At 71.2% G+C, this 22,087-nt stretch carries 21 protein-coding genes and 2 tRNA genes; 16 read left to right on the forward strand and 7 right to left on the reverse strand.

The genetic code is table 11. The features are described from left to right. Positions 1–12 precede the first annotated feature (12 nt). Genes KK087_RS11785 through KK087_RS11795 form a run of 3 tightly spaced genes read left to right on the forward strand, consistent with a single transcriptional unit; the run spans position 13 to position 3,676 of the window. On the forward strand, positions 13–1,422 hold the full coding sequence (locus tag KK087_RS11785; RefSeq protein WP_307860048.1) for a serine hydrolase: 1,410 nt from the start codon (positions 13–15) through the stop codon (positions 1,420–1,422). Then, positions 1,419–2,018 (forward strand): GbsR/MarR family transcriptional regulator, encoded by a 600-nt coding sequence (locus tag KK087_RS11790; protein ID WP_214565492.1) that lies wholly within the window; start codon positions 1,419–1,421, stop codon positions 2,016–2,018. Before KK087_RS11785 ends, KK087_RS11790 begins: the two co-directional genes overlap by 4 nt. Next, entirely contained in the window at positions 2,015–3,676 is a 1,662-nt protein-coding gene (locus KK087_RS11795; RefSeq protein ID WP_214565494.1) for a dipeptide ABC transporter ATP-binding protein, read from the forward strand. The genes KK087_RS11790 and KK087_RS11795 overlap by 4 nt, the downstream gene beginning before the upstream one ends. Before the next feature lie 18 nt (positions 3,677–3,694). Here KK087_RS11795 and KK087_RS11800 read toward each other — a convergent pair whose 3' ends face one another. After that, the gene (locus KK087_RS11800) at positions 3,695–4,276 is read right to left on the reverse strand and encodes a hypothetical protein (RefSeq protein WP_214565496.1); all 582 of its coding nucleotides are present in this window, start codon (positions 4,274–4,276) and stop codon (positions 3,695–3,697) included. 144 nt (positions 4,277–4,420) lie between these two features. On the opposite strand from KK087_RS11800, the gene KK087_RS11805 reads away from it, so the two are divergent. Further along, the gene (locus KK087_RS11805; protein ID WP_214530420.1) at positions 4,421–4,753 is read left to right on the forward strand and encodes a hypothetical protein; all 333 of its coding nucleotides are present in this window, start codon (positions 4,421–4,423) and stop codon (positions 4,751–4,753) included. A gap of 102 nt (positions 4,754–4,855) precedes the next feature. Then, positions 4,856–5,008, forward strand: coding sequence for a hypothetical protein (locus tag KK087_RS11810; RefSeq protein WP_181420993.1), 153 nt, complete (start codon positions 4,856–4,858; stop codon positions 5,006–5,008). Positions 5,009–5,076: 68 nt separating this feature from the next. On the opposite strand, the gene KK087_RS11815 is transcribed toward KK087_RS11810, so the two are convergent. From KK087_RS11815 to KK087_RS11825, 3 genes are read right to left on the reverse strand one after another with little or no spacing between them, the layout of a single operon-like run. Beyond that, positions 5,077–5,934 (reverse strand): EamA family transporter, encoded by an 858-nt coding sequence (locus KK087_RS11815; protein ID WP_214565498.1) that lies wholly within the window; start codon positions 5,932–5,934, stop codon positions 5,077–5,079. Positions 5,935–5,964: 30 nt separating this feature from the next. After that, positions 5,965–6,627: a response regulator transcription factor gene (locus KK087_RS11820; RefSeq protein WP_214530422.1), complete on the reverse strand. Its 663-nt coding sequence runs from the start codon at positions 6,625–6,627 to the stop codon at positions 5,965–5,967. A 39-nt stretch (positions 6,628–6,666) separates the two neighbouring features. Then, positions 6,667–8,238: a sensor histidine kinase gene (locus KK087_RS11825; RefSeq protein ID WP_214530423.1), complete on the reverse strand. Its 1,572-nt coding sequence runs from the start codon at positions 8,236–8,238 to the stop codon at positions 6,667–6,669. A 132-nt stretch (positions 8,239–8,370) separates the two neighbouring features. Between KK087_RS11825 and KK087_RS11830 the strand changes: the two genes are divergently transcribed. Next, the gene (locus KK087_RS11830) at positions 8,371–9,243 is read left to right on the forward strand and encodes a helix-turn-helix domain-containing protein (protein WP_214565500.1); all 873 of its coding nucleotides are present in this window, start codon (positions 8,371–8,373) and stop codon (positions 9,241–9,243) included. Positions 9,244–9,548: 305 nt separating this feature from the next. Here KK087_RS11830 and KK087_RS11835 read toward each other — a convergent pair whose 3' ends face one another. Beyond that, positions 9,549–10,580, reverse strand: a complete 1,032-nt coding sequence (locus KK087_RS11835) for a LacI family DNA-binding transcriptional regulator (RefSeq protein WP_214565502.1) — start codon at positions 10,578–10,580, stop codon at positions 9,549–9,551. A 118-nt stretch (positions 10,581–10,698) separates the two neighbouring features. Between KK087_RS11835 and KK087_RS11840 the strand changes: the two genes are divergently transcribed. The 8 genes from KK087_RS11840 (at position 10,699) to KK087_RS11875 (ending at position 20,331) form a co-directional block, all read left to right on the forward strand. Beyond that, the gene (locus KK087_RS11840) at positions 10,699–11,973 is read left to right on the forward strand and encodes an ABC transporter substrate-binding protein (protein ID WP_214530426.1); all 1,275 of its coding nucleotides are present in this window, start codon (positions 10,699–10,701) and stop codon (positions 11,971–11,973) included. A gap of 33 nt (positions 11,974–12,006) precedes the next feature. Beyond that, complete coding sequence (locus KK087_RS11845) at positions 12,007–12,885, forward strand: carbohydrate ABC transporter permease (RefSeq protein ID WP_111030545.1); 879 nt, start codon at positions 12,007–12,009, stop codon at positions 12,883–12,885. Then, on the forward strand, positions 12,882–13,859 hold the full coding sequence (locus KK087_RS11850) for a carbohydrate ABC transporter permease (protein WP_214565504.1): 978 nt from the start codon (positions 12,882–12,884) through the stop codon (positions 13,857–13,859). Before KK087_RS11845 ends, KK087_RS11850 begins: the two co-directional genes overlap by 4 nt. Then, on the forward strand, positions 13,859–15,274 hold the full coding sequence (locus tag KK087_RS11855; protein WP_214565506.1) for a glycoside hydrolase 5 family protein: 1,416 nt from the start codon (positions 13,859–13,861) through the stop codon (positions 15,272–15,274). The genes KK087_RS11850 and KK087_RS11855 overlap by 1 nt, the downstream gene beginning before the upstream one ends. Before the next feature lie 14 nt (positions 15,275–15,288). Next, positions 15,289–18,312 (forward strand): alpha-mannosidase, encoded by a 3,024-nt coding sequence (locus KK087_RS11860; RefSeq protein WP_214565507.1) that lies wholly within the window; start codon positions 15,289–15,291, stop codon positions 18,310–18,312. Positions 18,313–18,396: 84 nt separating this feature from the next. Continuing rightward, entirely contained in the window at positions 18,397–19,368 is a 972-nt protein-coding gene (locus tag KK087_RS11865) for an endo-beta-N-acetylglucosaminidase H (RefSeq protein WP_214565509.1), read from the forward strand. A 332-nt stretch (positions 19,369–19,700) separates the two neighbouring features. Beyond that, the gene (locus KK087_RS17940) at positions 19,701–19,832 is read left to right on the forward strand and encodes a DUF1905 domain-containing protein (RefSeq protein ID WP_307860049.1); all 132 of its coding nucleotides are present in this window, start codon (positions 19,701–19,703) and stop codon (positions 19,830–19,832) included. Between the two features lie 166 nt (positions 19,833–19,998). Continuing rightward, positions 19,999–20,331 (forward strand): hypothetical protein, encoded by a 333-nt coding sequence (locus tag KK087_RS11875; RefSeq protein ID WP_214565511.1) that lies wholly within the window; start codon positions 19,999–20,001, stop codon positions 20,329–20,331. A 46-nt stretch (positions 20,332–20,377) separates the two neighbouring features. Here KK087_RS11875 and KK087_RS11880 read toward each other — a convergent pair whose 3' ends face one another. Further along, a complete protein-coding gene (locus tag KK087_RS11880; RefSeq protein ID WP_307860050.1) occupies positions 20,378–21,256 on the reverse strand; it encodes a G5 domain-containing protein in 879 nt (292 codons plus the stop codon). Positions 21,257–21,475: 219 nt separating this feature from the next. After that, a tRNA-Gly gene (locus tag KK087_RS11885) sits at positions 21,476–21,546 on the reverse strand. A 54-nt stretch (positions 21,547–21,600) separates the two neighbouring features. Between KK087_RS11885 and KK087_RS11890 the strand changes: the two genes are divergently transcribed. Together KK087_RS11890 and KK087_RS11895 are read left to right on the forward strand one after the other, a co-directional pair. Then, positions 21,601–21,876 carry a hypothetical protein gene (locus tag KK087_RS11890; RefSeq protein WP_214565513.1) on the forward strand — a complete coding sequence of 92 codons (276 nt, stop codon included), beginning with the start codon at positions 21,601–21,603 and terminating at the stop codon, positions 21,874–21,876. A 93-nt stretch (positions 21,877–21,969) separates the two neighbouring features. Next, positions 21,970–22,046, forward strand: a tRNA-Pro gene (locus KK087_RS11895). The last annotated feature ends 41 nt before the right edge of the window (positions 22,047–22,087 follow it).

Genomic DNA, 22,087 nt, shown 5'->3' on the forward strand with positions numbered 1-22,087 from the left:
GAAAGGACCACCGTGACCGACACCCTCTCCGCGTACCGGAAGACCCTGCCCTACATCCGCGAGTGGGTGTCCTACAAGGTGTGGCAGCTGCGTGTGCCGGGCGTGCAGGTCGCCGTCGGGTACGGCGACGAGGTCCTGTTCGACGAGGCCTGGGGTTACGCCGACGTCGAGGCCGGCCGCCGCCTGACCACCACCGACCTGTTCCGCATCGCCTCGCACTCGAAGACCTTCACGGCGACGGCCCTGCTGCAGCTCGCGGAGCGCGGGTCGCTCCGGCTCGACGACACCGTCGGCACGTACGTCCCCGCCCTGGTCGAGGGCGGGTCCCCGCTCGCCGACGCCACCCTGCGCGAGCTCATGGAGATGGGCGCCGGCGTGATCCGCGACGGACACGACGGCGACTACTGGTCCCTGCTGCGGGCGTTCCCGGACGAGCAGGAGCTCCTCGCGCTCGTGCTCGACGGCGGCCAGAAGGTACCGGCCGGGTCGTCGTTCAACTACTCGAACCTCGGCTACTCGCTGCTCGGCCTCGTCATCGCCGCGGTGTCCGGGCAGTCGTACAACGACTTCGTGCGCGAGTCGATCACCGAACCCCTGGGCTTGCGGAACACCGGCCCGGACTGGGACCCGTCCCGCGCGGACGACTTCGTGGTCGGGTACACCGGCTTCCACACCGCGCGGCACCGGCAGCGCATCGACCACGTCGACACCCGCGCGATGGCCGCCGCCACCGGGTTCCACGGCACCGCGTCCGACCTGGTCCGGTACTTCTCGCAGCACGTGATCGGGCAGGGCACCCTGCTCGACGACCACTCCAAGCGGCTCGCACAGCGGAAGGCCTGGAGCGCCACCGACGACCCCGCCGCCCGTGGCTACGGTGCCGGCTTCATCGTCGACCGGATCGGCGGCCGGGAGATCCGCGGCCACTCCGGCGGGTTCCCCGGCCACATCACCCAGTCGATGTTCGACCCGGCCTCCGGACTCGTGGTGTCCGTGCTGACCAGCGCCGCCGCCGGACCCGCCGCGGTCATCGCCACCGCGATCATCGCGATGCTCGACGCCGCGGCCGACGCCGACGCCCCGGGGACCCCGGTGCCCGACGACGTCGACACGGCCACCTTCACCGGACGCTTCGCGAACCCGTGGGGCGTCACCGACGTCGCCCGGATCGGCGACCGGCTCATCGAGCTCGACCCCTCCGGCCCCGAGCCGATGGACACCCCCACCCGACTCGAGGTCGTCGACGCCGACACCCTGCGGATGACCCACGGCAACCGCTTCGGCTCGGTCGACGAGGACATCACCTACACCCGCGACGAGGACGGCACCGTGCAGGCGATCCGCGGCGGTGGCGGCATGTCGCAGGAGCCGTGGTCGATCCCGGACGAGCGACCCGAGGTGGCCGCCGGGCTGGCCTCGTGACCGACGACGGGGCTACGGGCACCGACGACGGGGGCACGGGCACCGACGACGGGGGTACGGGCACCGACGACGACCGGCTGCTCGGACCGGAGCGCCAGGCGTTCGTCGAGGAGTTCGCCCTGATGCTCAACGACGGAGCGGGCATGCCCCTCACCGACGCCCGGGTGCTCGGCTACCTGATGATGACCCGCGCGCCGCACTCGTCGTCGTCGGACCTGCAGACCGCGCTCGGCGCCAGCTCGGGGTCGGTGTCGATGGCCACCCGGCGGCTCGTCGACTCCGGGTTCGTCAAGCGGCACATCGTCGCCGGCGAGCGCAGCCACTACTTCCGCGCCGAGGCCGACGTCTGGGGCTCCTGGCTCGCCAGCGAACGGAAGTACCTGGACCGGCAGCGCGACATCATCGGCCGCGGGCTCGCCGTCGTCGAGGGTGCCGGCCGCACCGGCACGGGCGACGTGGACGCCGAGGTCCGCGAGCGTCTGCTCAACGGCCGTGACTACATGCAGTGGCTGCAGGGCTACCACCGCAAGATGCTCGAGGAGTGGGAGGCCTTCAAGGCCGCCCGCGACGACACCGACCCCCCGGAGACCCCATGAGCAGCACCAGCGACGTCCTGACGGTCGAACGCCTCACCGTCACCTTCGACGTCGAGGGCGAGGTCGTCCGCGCCGTCGACGACGCCTCGTTCACGGTCGCCCGCGGCGAGGTCGTCGCCGTCGTCGGGGAGTCCGGCTCCGGCAAGAGCATGACCGCGATGACCGCCATGGGCATCGCCCCCGACGGTGCGCGCGCCTCGGGGAGCATCCGGCTCGGCGACCTCGAGGTGCTCGGCACGGACGAGCGCACCCTCCGGTCGGTCCGGGGCCGGAACGTGTCGATGATCTTCCAGGACCCGTCCGCGGCCCTGAACCCGGTCTTCACGATCGGCTTCCAACTCGCCGAGGCCGTCCGACGCGCCGATGCCGCACACGACCGTGCCGCCGTCCGGGAGCGGTCGCTCGAACTGCTCCGCGCCGTGGAGGTCCCCGAACCCGAACGCCGCCTGGGCCAGTACCCGCACGAGCTCTCCGGCGGGCAGGCGCAGCGCGTGATGATCGCGATGGCGCTCGCCGCCGACCCGGACCTGCTCATCGCGGACGAGCCGACGACCGCCCTCGACGTCACGGTGCAGGCCGAGGTGCTCGACGTGCTCCGCGCGCTGCGCGAGCGCACGGGAACCGCGATCCTGCTCATCACGCACGACATGGGCGTCGTCGCGGACCTCGCCGACCGCGTGGTCGTCATGCGCCGGGGCCGTGTCGTCGAGACCGGCGCCGCCGGTGCGGTCTTCGCCGCACCGTCCGCCGACTACACGCGCGAACTCCTCGCTGCGGTCCCGCGCATGGGCACGAGCGTCGAACCGGAGGCGCGGGTCGACCCCGCCACCGAGCCACCGGCACCCGTCCTGGACGTCCGGCACCTCGTGGTCGAGTACGGCGGCACCCTGCGGGGGCGCTTCCGTGCCGTCGACGACGTGTCGTTCACCGTCGGCCGCGGCGAGATCGTCGGCCTGGTGGGGGAGTCGGGCAGCGGCAAGACCACCATCGGCCGCTCAGCAATCGGCCTCGCCCCGATCACCTCCGGGTCGGTCATCGTCGACGGCACCGACGTCGCCGGAGCACGACGAGCCGCCCGCCGGCAGATGCGCCAGCACGTCGGCGTGGTGTTCCAGAACCCGCTCCGGTCGCTGAACCCCCGGTACACCGTCGGGCAGACCGTGGCCGAGCCGCTCCGCCAGATCCTCCGGCTGCCGGCGGCGCAGGTCGAGGAGCGTGTCGAGCGACTCCTCGCCGACGTCGGTCTCGACGGCGGGTACGCCGAGCGCTACCCGCACGAACTCTCCGGAGGCCAACGGCAACGCGTCGCGATCGCCCGCGCCGTGGCGCTCGACCCCGCGCTCCTGATCGCCGACGAGCCGACGAGCGCGCTCGACGTGTCCGTGCAGGCGCGCGTGCTCGACGTGTTCCGCGAGCTGCAGGAGCGCCTCGGGTTCGCGTGCCTGTTCGTCACGCACGACCTCGCCGTCGTCGACACCCTGTGCGACCGGGTCGTCGTGCTGCACGGCGGGCGCGTCGCCGAACAGGGCACCCGCGACGCCATCCTGCGCTCGCCCCAGGACCCGTACACGCGACGCCTGATCCAGGCCGCGCCCGTGCCGGACCCGGGGGAGCAGGCGCGCCGACGCTCGGAGCGACTGGCTGCCCGCGCGGGCTGAGGTGGGCTGGAGTCCGGCTCAGCGCACCTCGGCCGAGGCCCACAGCGCGCCGACGCCGCGGCCCACCGGACGCAGCAGCGGCACGGCGACGAGCACCGCCGCGGCCAGGTAGGCGACGGTCTGCAGGAGCCCCGGGAGCGACACCGCGGCGTCGAGCGCGGTCTGCGGCAGCGCGCCGAGCGGCACCGACACCATCAGCAGTGCGGTGACGAACCACGCCGCAGCCGCCACCGTGACGATCCAGCCGAAGGCCCGCTGCACACCCGGTTCACTCCGGACGGTGACGACGCCGAAGGCCACGAGGGCGCCCTGCGCGACGACGAGGAGCACCTCGACCGCCCACCCGGGAGCCGGCCACAGCAGCGCGAACGCGAGGACCGACACCGCGAACGCCAGTGCACGGCGATCCCGGGCGCGCACCGCCGCGACGAGGACGACCACGCCCGCGAGCCCGGCGACCACCGCACCGGCCTGCAACCAGGTCGGCGACAGCTCCCACGGTGCGAGCCAGATCGTCCCCAGCACGCCGCTCGCCCCGAACACCAGCGCCGCCACCACCGCGGCCGCCGACACCACCCGTACCCCCGTGCTGCTCTGCATGCCCGCACCCTATGCCCGGGACCCCGCCAGCGGAACACGCTCCCCGCCGTTCGCGCTCCGACGACACGCCCGTCCGGCGCGCGGCGCTCGTCCAGACGGCGCGGTCGACTTGACTGTCGTTCGAACACACGTTCGAATACCGTCGTGGGACGGCGTCGCGAGAACCGGTGGCAGCCCCCGGAACACCCGGAGGTCGAGCGTCCGCGCGCGTACTCGTTGTCCGAGGACGCCCGCGGCGATGACGTCTGCCACGCCGTCACCCCCAAGCCGGTCTGGGCCTGGATCCAGTTCCCGACCTTCCACGTCCGCGTGAAGGCCTTCGCGAAGAGCTGGACCCGTGACGCCGTCCTGGTGGAGTGGGCGCAGTTCGGGCAGCAGGCCGAGGCCTGGGTGTGGCGCTCCGCGGTGAAGCACCGGACGCTGCGGGTGGACCAGGCCGACCGCGCGAACCGGAGTCCGCAGACCGCACTGCGTTGACTTCCGCACGCACCCCGAGGATGGTTTAGCGAACACCGGTTCAGCAAGTAACTCACTGATCGAGGCATTCGGTCCGAGGGCTGCTCCGGAGGAGGAGGCACCATGAAGAACACAGCGGTGCCGTCCTGGGTCGCCCACGTGCTCACCCCGCCCGAGGTCATCAGCGCCTACGTCGAGCGCCGGATCAACGATCCGGCCCTCCTGTCGGGTGAGCAGTCGGAACCCACGTACGCAGACTTCCTGCGCGACGAGTAGACGGTCTTCTCGAGGAGGCCCGGATCACGTACCGCTGTCGGCGGACGTGATCCGGGCCTCCTCTTCGTTCACCCCGCGGCTCCGCCGCGTCGGCGGCGGGCCGACAGCGTCACGCCGACGCTCGCTGCGGTGACGCACGCCAGGGCGACCGTCTCGAGCACCGAGAGCCCCTCGGCCAGCACCACGAGACCGGCGAGGGCGGCGATCGCCGGGCCGAGGCTCTGCAGCACCCCGAAGACCCGTGTCGGCATCCGCCGGAGCGCGAGCATCTCGAGGGCGTACGGCAGCACGCTGGACAGCACGGCGACGGCACCGAAGACGATCAGGAGGGTCGGCTCGCGCAGGACGCCGTCGACCGCCGACCGGAGCCCGAACGGCAGCGACACGAGCATCGCGACCACCATCGACACCACCAGGCCGTCGACCCCGGGGATCGCGGCGCCGACGTGCCGGTTCATCACGATGTAGCCCGCCCAGCAGCCGGCGGCGAGGACGGCCCAGACGACCCCGCCGACCTCGGTCACCGCGGTCGGGCCGACGCCGAGCAGCACGACCCCGGCGAGCGCCAGCACCGCCCACAGGGCATCGCGCCAGCGCCGGGTGTGCACGAGTGACAACGCGAGCGGCCCGAGGAACTCGATCGTCACGGCGACGCCGATCGGGATGCTCGCGAACGACAGGTAGATGAAGACGTTCATGCCGCCGAGCGCGAGGCCGAGGCCGATCGCCCCGAGCCACTGCGCTCGCGTCCAGTGCCGCACGCGGGGACGGACCACAAGGGCGAGCACGACGGCACCGATGACGAGCCGGAGCGTGGCGGCGCCGACCGCACCGACGTCGTCGAAGTGGGTCTTCGCGATCGCGGCGCCGAGCTGGACGGACACCATCGCGGTGAGGGCCAGCAGGGGCGCGGGGACCCGGTTCATCCTCGGGCTCGGCTCATCTTCGGGCTCGGTTCATCCGAGGTAGGCGAGGACGGCGAGGACGCGGCGGTGGTCCTCTCCGGTGTCCTCGAGCGCGAGCTTGCCGAAGATGCTCGACACGTGCTTCTCGACGGCGCCGGTGCCGATCACCAGGGCGCGGGCGATGGCGGCGTTCGTGCGGCCCTCGGCCATCAGCCCGAGCACGTCGCGCTCGCGCGGGGTGAGGGCGGCGAGGGGGTCACGGCGCCGGCTCATCAGCTGCGTGACGACCTCGGGGTCGAGCACGGTGCCGCCGGCGGCGATCCGGCGGACCGCGTCGTCGATCTCCTCGAGCCGGGTGACGCGGTCCTTGAGCAGGTACCCGATGCCGGTCGCACCGGCGGCGAGGACGTCCTCGGCGTAGGTGGCCTCGACGTACTGGGAGAGCAGGAGCACACCGGTGCGCGGGGCGATCCGGCGGGTCTCGACGGCGGCGCGGACGCCCTCGTCGGTGAAGGTCGGCGGCATCCGGACGTCCATCACCACGACGTCGGGCGCACCGTCCGGCAGGGTCGCGAGGAAGCCCCGGGCGTCGGAGTACTGCCCGATGACGTCGATGCCGGCCTCGTCGAGCACGCGGGCCAGGCCCTCGCGCAGCAGGACGGCGTCGTCGACGACGACGGCCCGGATGCGTGCTGCATCCGGGCCGTCTGTCATGCCGACCAGCCTAGTGGGAGCGCGGACGCTCCCGTGGGGTCACGACCGCTGGTTCGCCGCCGTCGGCACGCCGTTCAGCGCACCGAGCGGGATCCGGGCGGTGGCCTCGGTCGGGCCGCCCTCGGGACTCGACACGACCAGGTCGCCGTCGAGTGCGCGCATGCGGCCGATCAGACCCTCGATGCCGTGGCCCTGCTGCGGTCGGGCCCCACCCCGGCCGTCGTCGGTGACGCTGACCGTCAGGTACCAGAGGCCGGACGCGTCCACCACGAGACCGAGGTACACCCCGGCGGTGGTGGCACCGGCGTGCTTCATGGTGTTCGTCAGGAGCTCGCTCACGGTGAAGTACACGTTGCGCTGGATCTCCGTGGCGAGCTCCAGACCCTCGGGCAGCCGGACGTCGAGCCCCACCGGGATCGGGGTGCGGGCGACCAGTGCCTCGAGTGCCGCGACGAGTCCGCGGTCGAGCAGGATCGGCGGGGCGAAGCCGCGGGACAGTGCCCGGAGTTCGTCGAGGGCGTCCTGGGCGTGCTCGGAGGCCTCGCCGATGAGCTGCTTCGCCTTCTGCGGGTCCTTCTCGAAGGCACGCTCGGCGGCGGACAGGTCCATCCGGAGTCGGACGAGGCGCTGCTGGGGGCCGTCGTGCAGGTCGCGCTCGATCTGGCGGAGTGCCTGCCCCTCGGCGGTGACGGCACCGGCGCGGGAGGCCTGCAGGCCGGCGACACGACGCTCGAGCACCTCGGCGCGGAACCCGCCGAGCAGGCCGAAGTCGATCCAGTAGTGCGCGAGGACGGACCCACGGGCCCACAGCGGCAGGAGCACGACCGCTGCGGCCATCGACAGCAGCCCCGCGACACCGACACCGGCCACGACCCCGTAGTCCCAGCTCGGGTAGGAGAGCGTCCCGACCCCGCCGAAGGCCCAGGCGCCGACCACGACGATCGGCCAGAAGAACGCGACGAGCAGCAGGACACCGGTACCGACGGTCGCCACCGCCGCCAACGGGTAGACCACCGCGGCGTGCAGCAGGTAGAGCCAGTAGTGCGGGTTGGCGACGGCCGATCCCGTGCGGGTCCACCAGTTCTGCTGCCAGCGCGGCGTCCAGTCCACGGGGCGGATGGGCCTCGGGTCGGCCCAGCTCATGCGGAGCTTCTCGAACTGTCCGAGCCACCGCGCCACGAACAGCGCGATGAAGAACATGAGCAGGACGAACGGGTTGAACAGGTCGCGGAAGCCGCCACCGAAGATCGCCGTCGGGAACGCGAAGTACAGCGTGCAGAGCAGCACGGCGGTGAGCGCCATGTACCCGAAGTCCCGCGGCAGGCGCTTCCACGCGTCGCGGTAGAACTGCCCCGCCGTCATGCCGGACCCTCGACCAGAGCCACCGACCGGACCGGGCCCGACGGGCGGGGTGGCGCTCCAGGACGCCGGCGGGGACTGCCGGTCGTGGTCGTCGTCCTGGTGGTGCTGGCGCGGGTACTGGGGCATCGGCTTGGTGGCTCCAGGGGGCACGGAGTCGGCCAGCGGGACGGTCTGGGCCTGGTCGGGCGAGGGCGTGACGTCGTCCAGCGGGACGGTTCGCGCCTGGTCGAGGCGGTCGGTGTCGGTCATGCATCCAGCTTCGCCATCGCGGAGCCGTTCCCCCATCCTGCCTTCTCCCCACCCCGGGTGGGGTTATCCCCCCTCTTCCACAGGCCGCCCGATGCACGCCCGCGCGTCCTGCTCGTGGATCACGCTCGTCGGATGGGTGATGCGCTCCGAGCACTGATCGACGCCGTCGGGCTCCGGGTGGGGCCGGGCACCGAGGTCCGGTCCGACGACGAGGCGTGGACGCTCGACGTCGAACCGACGGGCACCCACGTCTGGGTGGCGACGCGGTCCCGCTCCGTGTGGGTCCGGCGCGGAGACGACATCGCGATCATCGACGCCGGCACCGCTGCCCTCGTCCAAGGGCACGCGACGATCACGATCAGCACGGGCCCGGAACGCTCTGCCCCGCCCCACGTCGCGGAGACGTACGCGTTCCCGCACGAGGCGCTCTTCGCGCTCACCGGTGTCCTCGTCGGTGCCGCAACGCTCGGCCCGCTCGCCGACGAGGTCCTCGCACTCCCGCCCATCGCGAGCACCGGCCCACCCGGTGCGCCCTCGCCCGACGTCGGCCTCGCGCTGCGCCACGTCGGGCACCTCGACGGCGGGAGGTGGCACGGCGCGCAGCAGCAGGCCCTCGCCCGGCTCGTCGTCACGACGGTGCTCCGCGACAACCCACCCCCGATGCTCGGCGACAACGGTCTCGCGAGGGTCCTCGACCGCCTGTTCGATCCGGCCGGTCCGTTGTCTCTGCAGGCCCTCCTGGTCGGTGTCCAGATGTCGGAGCGCACGCTCGAGCGCCGGTGCGCCGCAGCGACGGGTTGCTCGCCCGCACAGCTCGGCCGCTGGTACCGCAGTCTCGCCGTCCGCAGCGCGCTCACCCGAGGCGACCACCCGTCCGACGTCGCGACCCGCTTCGGCTTCAGCACGACGTCGTCCATGCGGCGGGCCCTCGAGCGGGTCCGACGCCCGACGAACCGCCGGAGACCGTCGACCGCGGGGGTGGGAGGTTCCGATCCGCATCGATGACGGTTCTGGTTCACGATCCTCGGGTTTCTTGAACCAGAACCGTCACGGCGCGGAGAAGACCACGTCGTCCCGTCGCCGACCGGTAGGTGCGCGCCAGATCCAGGCAGCCGCGCCGCGCTTCGGGAGCGGGAGGGGGAGCGGCGGCAGCGGCAGCGGCAGCGGCAGCGGGAGCGGGAGCGGCGGAAGCGGGAGCGGCGGCAGCGGGAGCTGGAGCGGCTGGAGCGGCGGGCGCGGGGGCGCGGGGGAAGCGGGCGCGGCGGGAGCGGGAGTGGGAGCAAGCCGTTGGGGCCGACGTCCGGAGCGGGTCAGGCGGGGGCGCGGCCGGTGGACTCGCGGACGCTCAGGGTGAGCGAGGGGCCCGGGCGTGAGGGGAGTGGGACACGGGCGTCGATCTGCTCGCGGAGCAGGGCCGCCGCACGCTGCCCGAGCTCGACGGTGTCGCGGGTGAGCGAGGTGATCGCCGGCCGGACGAGCCGGATCATCGCCGAGTCGTCGAAGGACACGATCGAGACGTCGCCGGGCACCGCGACGCCCATCTCGCTCGCCACGCCCAGCCCGGCGACCGCGAGCACGTCGTTGTCGTAGACGATCGCGGTCGGTCGGACGCTCCGGGACAGCAGCGTGCGGGTGGCGCTCGCGCCGGCCTCGGCCGAGTAGTCCGTCGGGACCGAGACCGCGTCGTCGAGCCCCTCGTCAGCGGCGAAGGCCCGGAGCCGGTCCATGCGCATCGCGGTGTGCTCGAACTCCGGACGCCCGGCGACGTGGGCGATGCGCCGGTGCCCGAGGGCGTGCAGGTACCGCAGAACGGTGTCGGTGGCGTCCGAGTCGTCGATCCAGACCGTGGGTGCTGCGCCGTCGGGGGAGGGGTGCGAGCCGACGACGACGGTCGGCATGCCGAGGTCGGCGAGCAGGGCGAGCCGGGCGTCGTCGCGACGGGGGTCGATCACGATCACGCCGTCGACACGGTGTCCGCGCCACCAGTCCCGGTAGGTCTCGAGCTCTTCCTCGGCATCGCGCGCGACGAGCAGGTTCATGCCGACGTGGGTGCCGGCCAGGCCGAGCTGGATGCCGGAGATCAGGTCGCCGAAGAACGACTCCGTGCCCAGGGTCCGCGCTGGTCGGTTCAGCACGAACCCGATGGAGCCGGCCTTCGCGCCGCCGAGTGCCCGCGCGGCGGTGTGCGGCTGCCAGTCGAGTTCGCGGGCGATCTCGCGCACGCGACGTCGGGTCTCGTCGGACACGCCTGGTCGGTCGTTCAAGGCGAACGACACCGCGCTGATGGACACGCCGGCCCGCGCGGCGATGTCGGCGATCGTCGTTCGACGCTTGGTGGCCACGGGGTTGACTATAGCGCTTTAGTCATCCACAGTGGCTGCCACACACGGGTTCGGTAACTGCTGCTGAACCGGTTCAGCTATGACGAGGGAGTCAGACGCCATGAGGACCAGCACACGCATGACGAGGGGCCGCGCCACCGCGTTGCTCGCGACGGCCGCCGCCACGGCGCTCGTCCTGACCGGTTGCTCGAGCGGCGGGAACGCGGCCGACGGCGGCAACGGGGAGATCAGCGGGACCATCACGCTGCAGACCTGGGCGCTCACGCCGACCTACACGGGGTACCTCAACGGGGTCATCGAGGACTTCGAGGAGGCCCACCCGGACGCGAAGGTCAAGCTGCAGGACCAGCCCGGCGACGGGTACGCCGACAAGGTGCTCAGCCAGGCATCGTCGAACAGCCTGCCCGACGTCATCAACCTGCCGCCGGACATCGCCCTGCCCCTCGCGAAGCGCGGGTTCCTGCAGGACGTCGGGAAGGACGACCCGAAGCTCGCCAGCACGTACGTCGCCGGCGCGGTGGACTCGTACGAGTACAAGGGCGTCGACGGCACGTTCGGCTACCCCTGGTACCTCAACACCGACGTGAACTACTGGAACGCGACGATGTTCGCCAAGTGCGGCCTCGACGCGAAGAACCCGCCGAAGACCACCGACGAGCTGTTCACGCAGGCCAAGACCATGCACGAGAACTGCCCGACCGACTACCTGATGAGCCGGAAGCCCGGCCTCGGTGACTTCACGCTCGCCGGCGTCAAGGTGCTCAACGCCGACGGCACGAAGTTCACCTTCGCCGACTCGTCGAAGGCCGCCGACCTGATCGACCGCTACAAGGACGCGTACCAGGACGGCTACATGCCCTCCAACGTGCTGAACAGCGACTACCTCGGCAACTCCACCCTGTTCACGCAGGCCAAGGTCGCCTGGACCACCGGTGGTGCGACCTCGCTCGCCGACTTCGAGAAGAACAACCCGTCGCTCAAGGGCAAGGTCACCGTCAGCCCCGCGCTCGACACCCCGCCGCTCTACGTGCAGGGCCTGTCGGTGTCGAGCAAGTCGAAGCACCTCGCCACCGCCGAGGCCTTCGCGAAGTTCATGACGAACGCCAAGAACCAGGAGGCGTTCGCCCACGAGGTCAACATCTTCCCGTCCACCACGTCGTCGCAGTCCGACCCGTACTTCTCGAAGGACGACGGCACCGTGAACGGCGAGGCCCGGGTCCTGGCGAACGAGGCCCTGAAGTCGGCGGAGGTCATCAACCCGGTCGAGGCGAACTCCGCGATGACGGACTTCCTCGACCAGCAGATCGCCCTCGCCATGAAGGGTCAGGTGGCACCGGAGAAGGCGCTCGAGACCGCCCAGACCAAGATGAACAGCCTGCTGGCCAACGGCTGATCCAGCCCCGAAGAAGAGAGAGGGAGGATCGCCATGCGCGCCAACCGCTGGTACACGCCCTGGTTGCTCGTCCTGCCGGCACTGATCTGGCTCGTCGCGTTCAGCCTGTGGCCCTCGATCAACACGGTCCGGCTGTCGTTCACGAACGCGAGCCCGCTCGGCGGCGTCAGCCAGTGGGTCGGGGTCCAGAACTTCGAGACCCTGCTCGCCGACCCGCAGGTGTGGGAGGCGCTGCTCAACAGCGTCATCTACATGGCGGTCTGCCTGCCGCTGCTGACGGTCCTCCCGCTCCTCATCGCGGTGCTCGTGCAGCAGAAGCTGCCCGGGATCGCGTTCTTCCGCACCGCGTTCTACACGCCGGTCATCGCCTCCGCGGTGGTCGTCGGCCTCATCTGGACGTGGATCCTCGACGACCGCGGGGTCATCAACGAGATGGCACAGGCCCTCGGCATCGTGCAGGGCAGCGTGCCGTTCCTGACCGACCGGTGGCTGCTGCTCCTCAGCGCCATCAGCCTGACGGTGTGGAAGGGGCTCGGCTACTACATGATCATCTTCCTGGCCGCCCTCGGGAACGTCGGCAAGGACCTGCACGAGGCCGCCGCCCTCGACGGCGCCGGCGCGGTCCGACGCTTCTGGTCGGTCACGATGCCCGGGGTCCGCGGCACCATGACGCTCGTCGGGATCCTGGTGTGCGTCTCCGCGCTCCGGGTGTTCAGCGAGCTCTACATCCTCACCAACGGCACCGGCGGGCCCGGCGGGCAGGACAACTCGCTCGTCATGCTCATCCAGCAGTACGCCCGCGGCTTCACCGGCAACCTCGGCTACGCGTCCGCCCTGAGCCTCCTGCTCTTCGTCGTGACGCTCGTGCCGATGCTCGCCCTCGCCCGGATGAACAGCAAGGCGGACAAGTGACGAACACGACCAGCACGACCGAACCCGTCATCGGCGGCGCGCAGGGCGCAGCCAGCCCGACGCCGGACGTGACCGGCGCGACGGGCGCGGGACGGGCCTCCAGGCAGGACGGACGCGACGGACGCAAGCGGCGCCGCGCGGTCTGGGGCGTCATGTCCACCCGCGAGAAGGTCATCCGCTACGTCCTGCTCATCGTGGTGCTCTTCATCACGATCGGCCCGTTCCTGTGGCAGCTGTCCACCTCGCTCAAGGGCGCGGGTGAGGACATCTACACGGCGAACCCGTCCTTCATCCCGTCCGAGCCGACGTTCGACAACTACCTCAAGGTGGCCGCCGCGATCCCCGTCTGGCGCTACATCGGCAACTCGCTGCTCGTCGCCGCGATCGACGTGCTCGGCAACATCCTGTTCGCGACCCTGGCCGGATTCGCCCTCGCCCGTCTGCAGTGGCGGCACCGGAAGCTCGTGCTCGGGCTGTTCCTCGGCACCCTGGTGCTGCCCGGGGAAGCGACGATCATCTCGCAGTTCGTCACCGTCAAGGACCTGGGCCTCGCCGACAACCTGGTCGGTGTCGCCCTGCCCGGCATGATCGCGGCGCTCAACGTGCTGCTGATGTTCAACGCGTTCCGGCAGATCCCCGAGGAGATCGACCAGGCCGCCGTGATGGACGGCGCGAACGCCCTGCAACGCCTGCGGTGGATCTCGCTGCCCGCCGTGCAGGGGACGATCGCCGTCATCGCGATCTTCTCGTTCATCGGCGCGTGGGACGACTTCCTCTGGCCGCTCATCGTGCTGCAGTCACCGGAGAACCTCACCCTGACCGTGGGGTTGCAGTACCTGCAGGGCACGTTCGCCACCGACCAGCGGATGATCGCAGCCGGCACCATGATCGCGTTCATCCCGATCGCCGTGATCTTCGCCGTCCTGCAGCGCTTCTTCTTCAAGGGCGTCGAAGAGGGCGGTGTGAAGGGCTGATGCGCTTCGGGGTCAACTACACGCCCTCGGTCGGCTGGTTCCACTCGTGGCTCGACTTCTCACGGTCGGACACCGCCAGGGACCTCGAGGCCATCGCGTCGATCGGCGCCGACCACGTGCGGATCTTCCCGCTCTGGCCGGTCGTCCAGCCGAACCGGACGCTCATCCGCCAGCAGGCCCTCGACGACGTCGCGACGGTCGTCGACCTCGCCGGGTCGTTCGGGCTCGACGTCAACGTCGACGCCCTGCAGGGGCACCTGTCGAGCTTCGACTTCGTGCCGTCCTGGCTCGACAGCTGGCACCGCCGGAACATGTTCACCGACCCGGACGTGGTCGCGTCGACCGCCGCGTACGTCCGGGCGCTCGCCCGAGCGGTCGCCGGCAAGCCGAACCTGCTCGGGATCACCATCGGCAACGAGGTCAACCAGTTCGCGCACGCGCCGCACCCCGCGCCGCACGCGATCACGGCGGAGCAGGGGCACGCGTGGGCGGCGACGATGGTCGCGGCGGCGCGAGCGGGGCTGTCATCGGGGTCGGTGGGGTCGGTGGGGTCGGTGGAGTCGGCCGGGTCGTCCGGTTCGTCCGGCCTGGAGGCTCGGCTCGGCTCCGCCACGGCCGTCACCCCCGCCGCCGGGTCGCGCCCCGGGCCACTGGTCACCGTCGCGCAGTACGACGCGGCCTGGTACGACGACGCCCAGCCCTTCGGCCCGGAGCACGCGGCGGACCACGGCGACGCCACGGTCACGCACTCGTGGGTGTTCAACGGCTCGGCGGCCCTGCACGGCGCCCTCGGGGCCGGGTCGGTGCGGCACGGGGAGTACCTGCTCCAGCTCGCCGCGGCCTGGAACCGCGACGCCGGCCGGCCGAACTGGCTGCAGGAGGTCGGAGCCCCCACCAACGTCGTCGACCCCGCCGACGCCGCCGCGTTCACCGAGCAGACCATCCGGCACGTCCTCGACGCGCAGCAGGTGCTCGGGGTGACGTGGTGGTGCTCCCACGACGTCGCCCGGTCGCTCGCCGACTTCCCGGAGCTCGAGTACGACCTCGGGCTGTTCACGAACGACGGACGGCTGAAGCCCGCCGGCGAGGCGTTCGCCGCCCTCGCCCGCGCCGAGCACACCCGCGACGCCCGTGCCGCACCGCCGACCACCGCGCTCGTCCTCGACGACGTGCTGTCCGACGGCACCGACCGGCACGGCACCCGCGCCGACTGCGCCCCGGGCGGTCGGTTCGCCGCCGCCTGGCTCGCCCTGGCCGAGGCCGCACCGGACGGCCGCGGGCCCCAGGTCGTCCTGCGCTCCCGACTGTCCGACACCGCACTGCTGGCGGCCCGCGGCATCGACCGCTGCGTCGACGTGCCGTCCGACCTCGACACCACCACCGTCCGCGTCGCCCACCCCGCGACCACCGCCTGACCCAGGAAGGCCACATGCACGACGACATCCCCCTCACCACCGGACGCGCCCGACGGGTGCTCGACGAGCGGATCACCCCCGCGGTGCACGCGACCACGACGGCCCTCGAGACCGCCTGGCACGAGCTGCCGGGGGAGCCGATCCCGCCGACCGAGGGGCTCGCGCTCACGTTCGAGCCCTACGAGGTCGGCACCCCGTGGGGCGCGGCCTGGGGCACGACGTGGTTCCGGCTGACCGGGACCGTGCCGACCGAGTGGGCCGGGCGCCGGGTGGAGGCGGTCATCGACCTCGGCTTCGACAAGAACATGCCCGGGTTCCAGTGCGAGGGACTCGTCTACCTGGCCGACGGCACGCCCGTGAAGTCGATCAACCCGCGCAACCAGTGGGTCCTCGTCACGGAGCGGGCCGAGGGCGGCGAGACGGTCGAACTCTTCGTCGAGGCCGCGTCGAACCCCGTCCTGCTCGACTACCACCCCTTCCTGCCGACACAGGAGGGCGACGTGCAGACCTCGTCTTCGAAGCGCCTCTACGCCACCCGCCGGATGGAGCTCGCCGTCTTCGAGTCCGAGGTGCACGAACTCGCCCTCGACATCGACGTCCTGCTCGAACTGCAGGCCGAGCTGCCCGCCGGACCCCGACGCATGCGGATCCTGCAGGCCCTCGACGACGCCCTCGACGCGCTCGACCTGCAGCACATCCCGGAGACCGCCGGGGACGCCCGTGCGGCGCTCGCCGAGGTGCTGGCCGCCCCGGCCGAGGCCTCGGCGCACACGATCTCCGCCGTGGGGCACGCCCACATCGACTCCGCCTGGCTCTGGCCCGTGCGCGAGACGATCCGGAAGGTCGCCCGCACCACCTCGACGATGACCGAGCTCATCGACCAGACCGACGACTTCCTGTACGGCATGTCGAGCGCGCAGCAGTACGCGTGGATCAAGGAGCACCGCCCCGAGGTCTACGCCCGCGTCACGGCCGCGGTCGAGGCCGGCCGGTTCCTGCCGATCGGTGGCATGTGGGTCGAGTCCGACACCGTGATGCCCACCGGCGAGAGCATCGTCCGGCAGTTCTCGCAGGGCCAGCGGTTCTTCGAGCGCGAGTTCGGCATCCGGCCCAAGGGCGTCTGGCTGCCCGACAGCTTCGGGTACTCGCCGGCGCTGCCGCAGCTCATGCGCCGCGCGGGGTTCGAGTGGTTCTTCACGCAGAAGATCTCGTGGAACCAGGTGAACAAGTTCCCGCACCACACGTTCCTGTGGGAGGGCATCGACGGGTCGCGGGTGTTCTCGCACTTCCCGTCGATGGACACCTACAACTCGCGGCTGTCCGGCAGCGAGGTCGCGAAGGCCTCCCGCCAGTTCCGCGAGAACCGGCTCGCCACCGGCTCGATCGCCCCGGTCGGCTGGGGCGACGGCGGCGGTGGCACCACCCGCGAGATGACCGGCACCGCCGCACGGCTGGCCGACCTCGAGGGCAGCGCGAAGGTCCGCTGGGAGCACCCGGACGCGTTCTTCGACCGCGCGAAGTCCGAACTGACCGACCCGCCGGTGTGGGTGGGGGAGCTGTACCTCGAGCTGCACCGGGCCACGCTCACCTCGCAGCACGGCACGAAGCAGGGCAACCGCCGGTGCGAGCAGCTGCTCATCGAGGCCGAGCTCTGGGCCGCGACCGCCGCCGCCCGCACCGACTTCGCCTACCCGTACGACGAACTCGACGCCCTGTGGCAGCAGGTCCTGCTCCAGCAGTTCCACGACATCCTCCCGGGCACCTCGATCGCGTGGGTGCACCGCGAAGCGGTCGAGCGCTACGCCGAGACGGCCGCGGCGCTGACCACGATCATCGAGCAGGCGCTCTCGGCGCTCGTCGGCACCGGGGACGCGGCCGTCGTCGTGAACCCGGCCCCGTTCCTCCAGGCCGGAGCACCAGCGCAGGGCGCCGTCGTGGCGACCGACGTGACGGCGGCGACCGCGGTGTCCCTGACCGAGCAGGACGGCGGGTACGTGCTGGCGAACGACCTGGTGCGGGTCGTCGTCGACGCGCAGGGGCTCGTGACGAGCGCCGTCGACCTGGTGAGCGGGCGCGAGGCGATCGCGGCCGGGCAGGCGGCGAACCTGCTGCAGCTGCACCAGGACTTCCCGAACATGTGGGACGCGTGGGACGTCGACCGGTACTACCGCAACCGCGTCGAGGACCTCGTGTCGACCACCGGCCTGACCGCGTCGGTGGACGACGCCGGAGTCGCCCGGGTCACCGTGTCACGGGCGTTCGGCGACTCGACGGTGACGCAGGAGATCGTGCTGGCGCCGGGGTCGCGCACCCTGGAGTTCGACCAGGTGACCGACTGGCACGAGACCGAGAAGTTCCTCAAGGTCGCGTTCCCGCTCGACGTCCGCGCCGAGCACACCGTCGCGGAGACGCAGTTCGGCGCGCAGAAGCGGGTGACGCACACGAACACCTCGTGGGAGGCCGCGAAGTTCGAGACCTCGATGCACCGCTACGTGCTGGTGTCCGAGCCGGGCTTCGGCATCGCGCTCGTGAACGACTCCATCCACGGCTTCGACACCACGCGCGACGCCGTCGACGGGCACGTCACCACCACCGTGCGGCTGTCGCTGCTGCGGGCACCGCGGTTCCCCGACCCCGAGACCGACCAGGGCGTCCAGACGCACCGGTACGGCATCGTCATCGGGACCGACCAGCTCGGTGCCACGTCGGCCGGCGTGCGGATGAACGCGGGCGCGCGGACGATCACCGGGGCGCACGGCTTCGCGCCGCTCGTGCAGGTGTCCGGCGACGTCGTGCTGTCGAGCGTGAAGCTCGCCGACGACCGGTCGGGTGACCTGGTCGTTCGCGTCTACGAGCCGTCCGGGCAGCGGGGGACCGGTGGCATCGAGGTCTCGGTCGACGATGTCGGCTTCGGCCCTGCTGTCGAGGTGACCCTGCTCGAAGAGCCGCTGGCCTCGGCTGAGGCGGTCGATGCGTCCTCGTTCGCCGTCGACGCCTACGAGGTCCGCACCTTCCGGTTCCCGCGCACCCGCGCCTGAGACTCCGCCGCCGGGACTTCGGGTGTCCCGGCGGCGGCCCCGGTCGGCGACCGCCGACCGGTTCATCACTCGCTGAGGAGTGTCATGAAGAAGTCCACGAAGTTCAGCATCGCGACCGCGCTGGTCGCCATGCTCGCGGCACCGCTGGTGCCCGCCGCTGCATCCGCAGCGCCCTCCCCCTCCGGGCACGGTCACGGCCACGGCGCGTCCCACGGGGGCGGTCACGGCCATGGTCATGGTCATGGCCACCACGCTGCGCCCACCAAGTCGGGGCCGACGAGCATCGCCTACGTCGAGGTGAACAACGACGAGCTCGCCAACGTCGGCCGGTACACGCTGGACAACGGCGCGAACGCCTGCGACGTGGCGATCATCTTCGCCGCGAACATCAACTACGAGGACGGCAAGGCGGTCCTGTACAACAACGAGAACGTGCAGCGGACCCTCGACCAGGCCGCCACACAGATCCGCCCGCTCCAGGCCAAGGGCATCAAGGTGACGCTCTCGGTGCTCGGCAACCACCAGGGCGCCGGCCTCGCGAACTTCCCGACGAAGGCCGCGGCGCGGGACTTCGCGGCGCAGGTGTCGGCGACGGTGAAGAAGTACGGACTCGACGGCGTCGACCTGGACGACGAGTACTCCGACTACGGCGTGAACGGCACCCCGCAGCCGAACCAGCAGTCCATCGGCTGGCTCATCAGTGCCCTCCGTGCCGACATGCCGGGCAAGATCATCTCGTTCTACGACATCGGCCCGTCGTCCGACGCCTTGAAGACGGCGAACCCGTCGATCGGCGGGAAGCTCGACTACGCCTGGAACCCGTACTACGGCACCTACACGGCGCCGACGATCCCGGGGCTGCCGAAGTCGAAGCTGTCCGCCGCCGCGGTCGACATCCAGAACACCCCGCAGGCCACCGCGGTCTCGCTCGCACAGCGCACGAAGGCCGACGGGTACGGCGTCTTCATGACGTACAACCTGCCGGACGGCGACGAGTCCGCGTACGTGTCGTCGTTCACCAAGGTGCTGTACGGACAGGCCGCGTCGTACCGCTGACGCGCTCGTCCTGAGGGCGGCTCGCGCCCCGTGCTCCCCGGCTCCGGCCTGGAGGCACGGGGCGCGTCCGTCGTCCGGGTCCCGCTGGCTCCGGGGAGGCACCAGTTCCTCCTCGTCCGTGACGGTTCCGGTTCGCAGATTCCGGCGATCGTGAACCGGAACCGTCATCCACCGAGAACGAATCCCGATCCGGCGCGCTCGACGCCGCGGCCGTACGATCGCCGCATGGAGCTCGAGTTCCGCGGCGAGGTGATCGAGTGGCGTGGCCCGTCACCGTTCTTCTTCGCCGTCGTGCCGCCGGACGCCGCTGAGGTCATCGCGGACCTCGCTCGGTGACGTGGACGACGTCACTGTTCCCGAAGGACGGCGGCTACCTCGTGCCGTTGCGTGCGGCGGAGCGGAAGCGTGCCCGGGTGGAACTCGGCGACGCCCCGGAGATCACCCTCGAGTTCGCCGACCCCTGACGTTCGTGCCACTGACCGTCAGTCCTCCACAGGTCCGGCGATCGCGAGACCTTCCCGCAGCGACCGCCAGCTGCTCTCGCCGTCACTGTCGGGCTCTTTGCCCCTGGTGTGTTGTGCATCTGAAGTATCGGCTCGCGCGAACGGGCTTTGAGGACAGGAGAACGTGATGACGAACTACCTCGTGCGGCTCGAGTGCGTGGCGCAACTCGGGGCAGCGGACGATCGGCGCGCAGCCCTCGCGGCGGACTTCGACACCATCGCGGAAGCACTCTTCGACCTCGACGACGTCCACGACCAGGACCTGACCGCTGACCTGTCGACCGGCACGCTCACCTTCTCGATCGGCGTCGACGCGGACGACGAGTCCGGTGCGCTCGACCGTACGCTCGGTGCCGTCCGGACCGCGCTGCACGTTGCGGGACGCGGCACTCCCGGTTGGGAGCAGCACTACCGGATGCTGCGGCAGGAAGTCGAAGAAACACCGCTCGGAGCGCTCTAGGGACGACCCGGGAGCGTGCGACCGCTCATCGTCTCAGCTGTGTGCGTCACAACCAGGTGGCGACGCCGCCGTGCCCGGAGCAGGTCCCTCGCCGTGACTGGCTGTAGCTGTACACACCGTCGACACACTGTGCCGTCGCTCCGGCGGGTGCGCTCGAAGCGGCTTCGGGCCGACAGACCGTTGCTCCATCGGAATTGACGTACGTGCCGTTCGAGCACGTCGGAGCTACCGGCGCTGCGGGAGCGACGTAGGTGCCGACCGTCGTCACCTGCGTCACCGGCGGCGTCGTCACGCGTTCGTTCGTCAGGACTCGACCGGACTCCACGCCGTCGGTGTAGGTGACCGTGTAGGTCTTCGTGGTGACGCCCCGCACCCCGGGCGTCGTGACCGTCGTCGTCCCCTGCGCCAGCGTCGAGCTCTGCACCGTCGTGGAGCTGAACGGGATCCGTGAGGTCTCCGTCACCGCCTTGGTCGTGACCACCGGCGTGGGTGTCGGCGACGGTGTCGGAGTGGGCGTCACCGTCACCGTCGGTGTCGGTGTCGGGGACGTCTTCGGCTTCGCGGCCGTCGTCGTGCTCGGGGTCGTCGCGGCGGCGACCTGTGCCGGTGCGTCGGGCAACGGATGGGTCGCACCGTAGGCCGAGGTGGATCCGATCAATGCGGCGAGAGCGATGCCCGCACCGATCGCGGCAGTAGCGCGCTTCCTCGGGATCCGGAGCCACGTCGAGCGCCGGAAGGCAACGGCGTAGAGCGTCGTGGGCAGGATGACGAGCGCGATCATCATCAGCATCCCCCAGACCCCGGTCGACGCGAGGCCGGCGAGTGCGAGGACGGCGGTTCCGACGATGCCGACCCACGTGATGATCGGTACCCGACGACGGGTACGTGGCGAACGCGGGCTTGTGGTCTGGCGGGGGTTCGGCACTGAGCTCCTAGGCATTGCGAGGACCGCTCAAGTGTCCTGGAGGCAGCTCCACCGCCCCATCCCCAGTTCTGGGTGGTGCCGAGATGCACGGTGCGCACGTGTCCACACTGTGCGGAGTTGATCGCTCGGTGCGCCGGAACGGCCTCGCACAGAGCAACCCACCGCGCACGGGCCGAACAACAACGCACCGTGCGGCGACGGCAGAAAGGGGACGAAGAGAGGGGATGACGGGAATCGAACCCGCGTAGCCAGTTTGGAAGACTGGGGCTCTACCATTGAGCTACATCCCCGCGCCTGCGCACCAGGCGCAGCCCGACCATCGTAGCGGACGAACGAGCACCGACATGCCGACGCGCGTCATCCCGAAGCCGGACGCCGGTGCCGAGCGCACGATCCGCCGGTCGCGGGTGGTCTCGTACGTGCTGGTGGTCCTCGCCGCCGCGGTCCTCTCCCTGCGCCCCGACCTGTTCGGCGACCCGCAGTCGCAGCCAGTGCACGCCCTGCTGCACGTCTGGCGGATCGTCGTCGGGCTGCTGCTCGCGGTCGCCGCCCTCGGGGTCCAGGTGGCCGTCGGTGTGCGCTGGCGGCGCGGCCTGCGACGCGCCGCCGACGACGACTGAACAACGTCCGGGAACAGCGCGGCGTCGGACCGCTAGACTCACCGGGGTCGCATGCGCCCTGCGCGTGCGCGGCCGATCCCTGGCACACACCAACGGGGCGTAGCTCAGCTTGGTAGAGCGCCCGCTTTGGGAGCGGGAGGTCGCAGGTTCAAATCCTGTCGCCCCGACCAGGTCCTTCGAGCACCACCGACCACACGAACGTCAACCAACA

Source organism: Curtobacterium aurantiacum, assembly GCF_018598555.1.
Classification (GTDB): Bacteria; Actinomycetota; Actinomycetes; order Actinomycetales; family Microbacteriaceae; genus Curtobacterium; species Curtobacterium aurantiacum.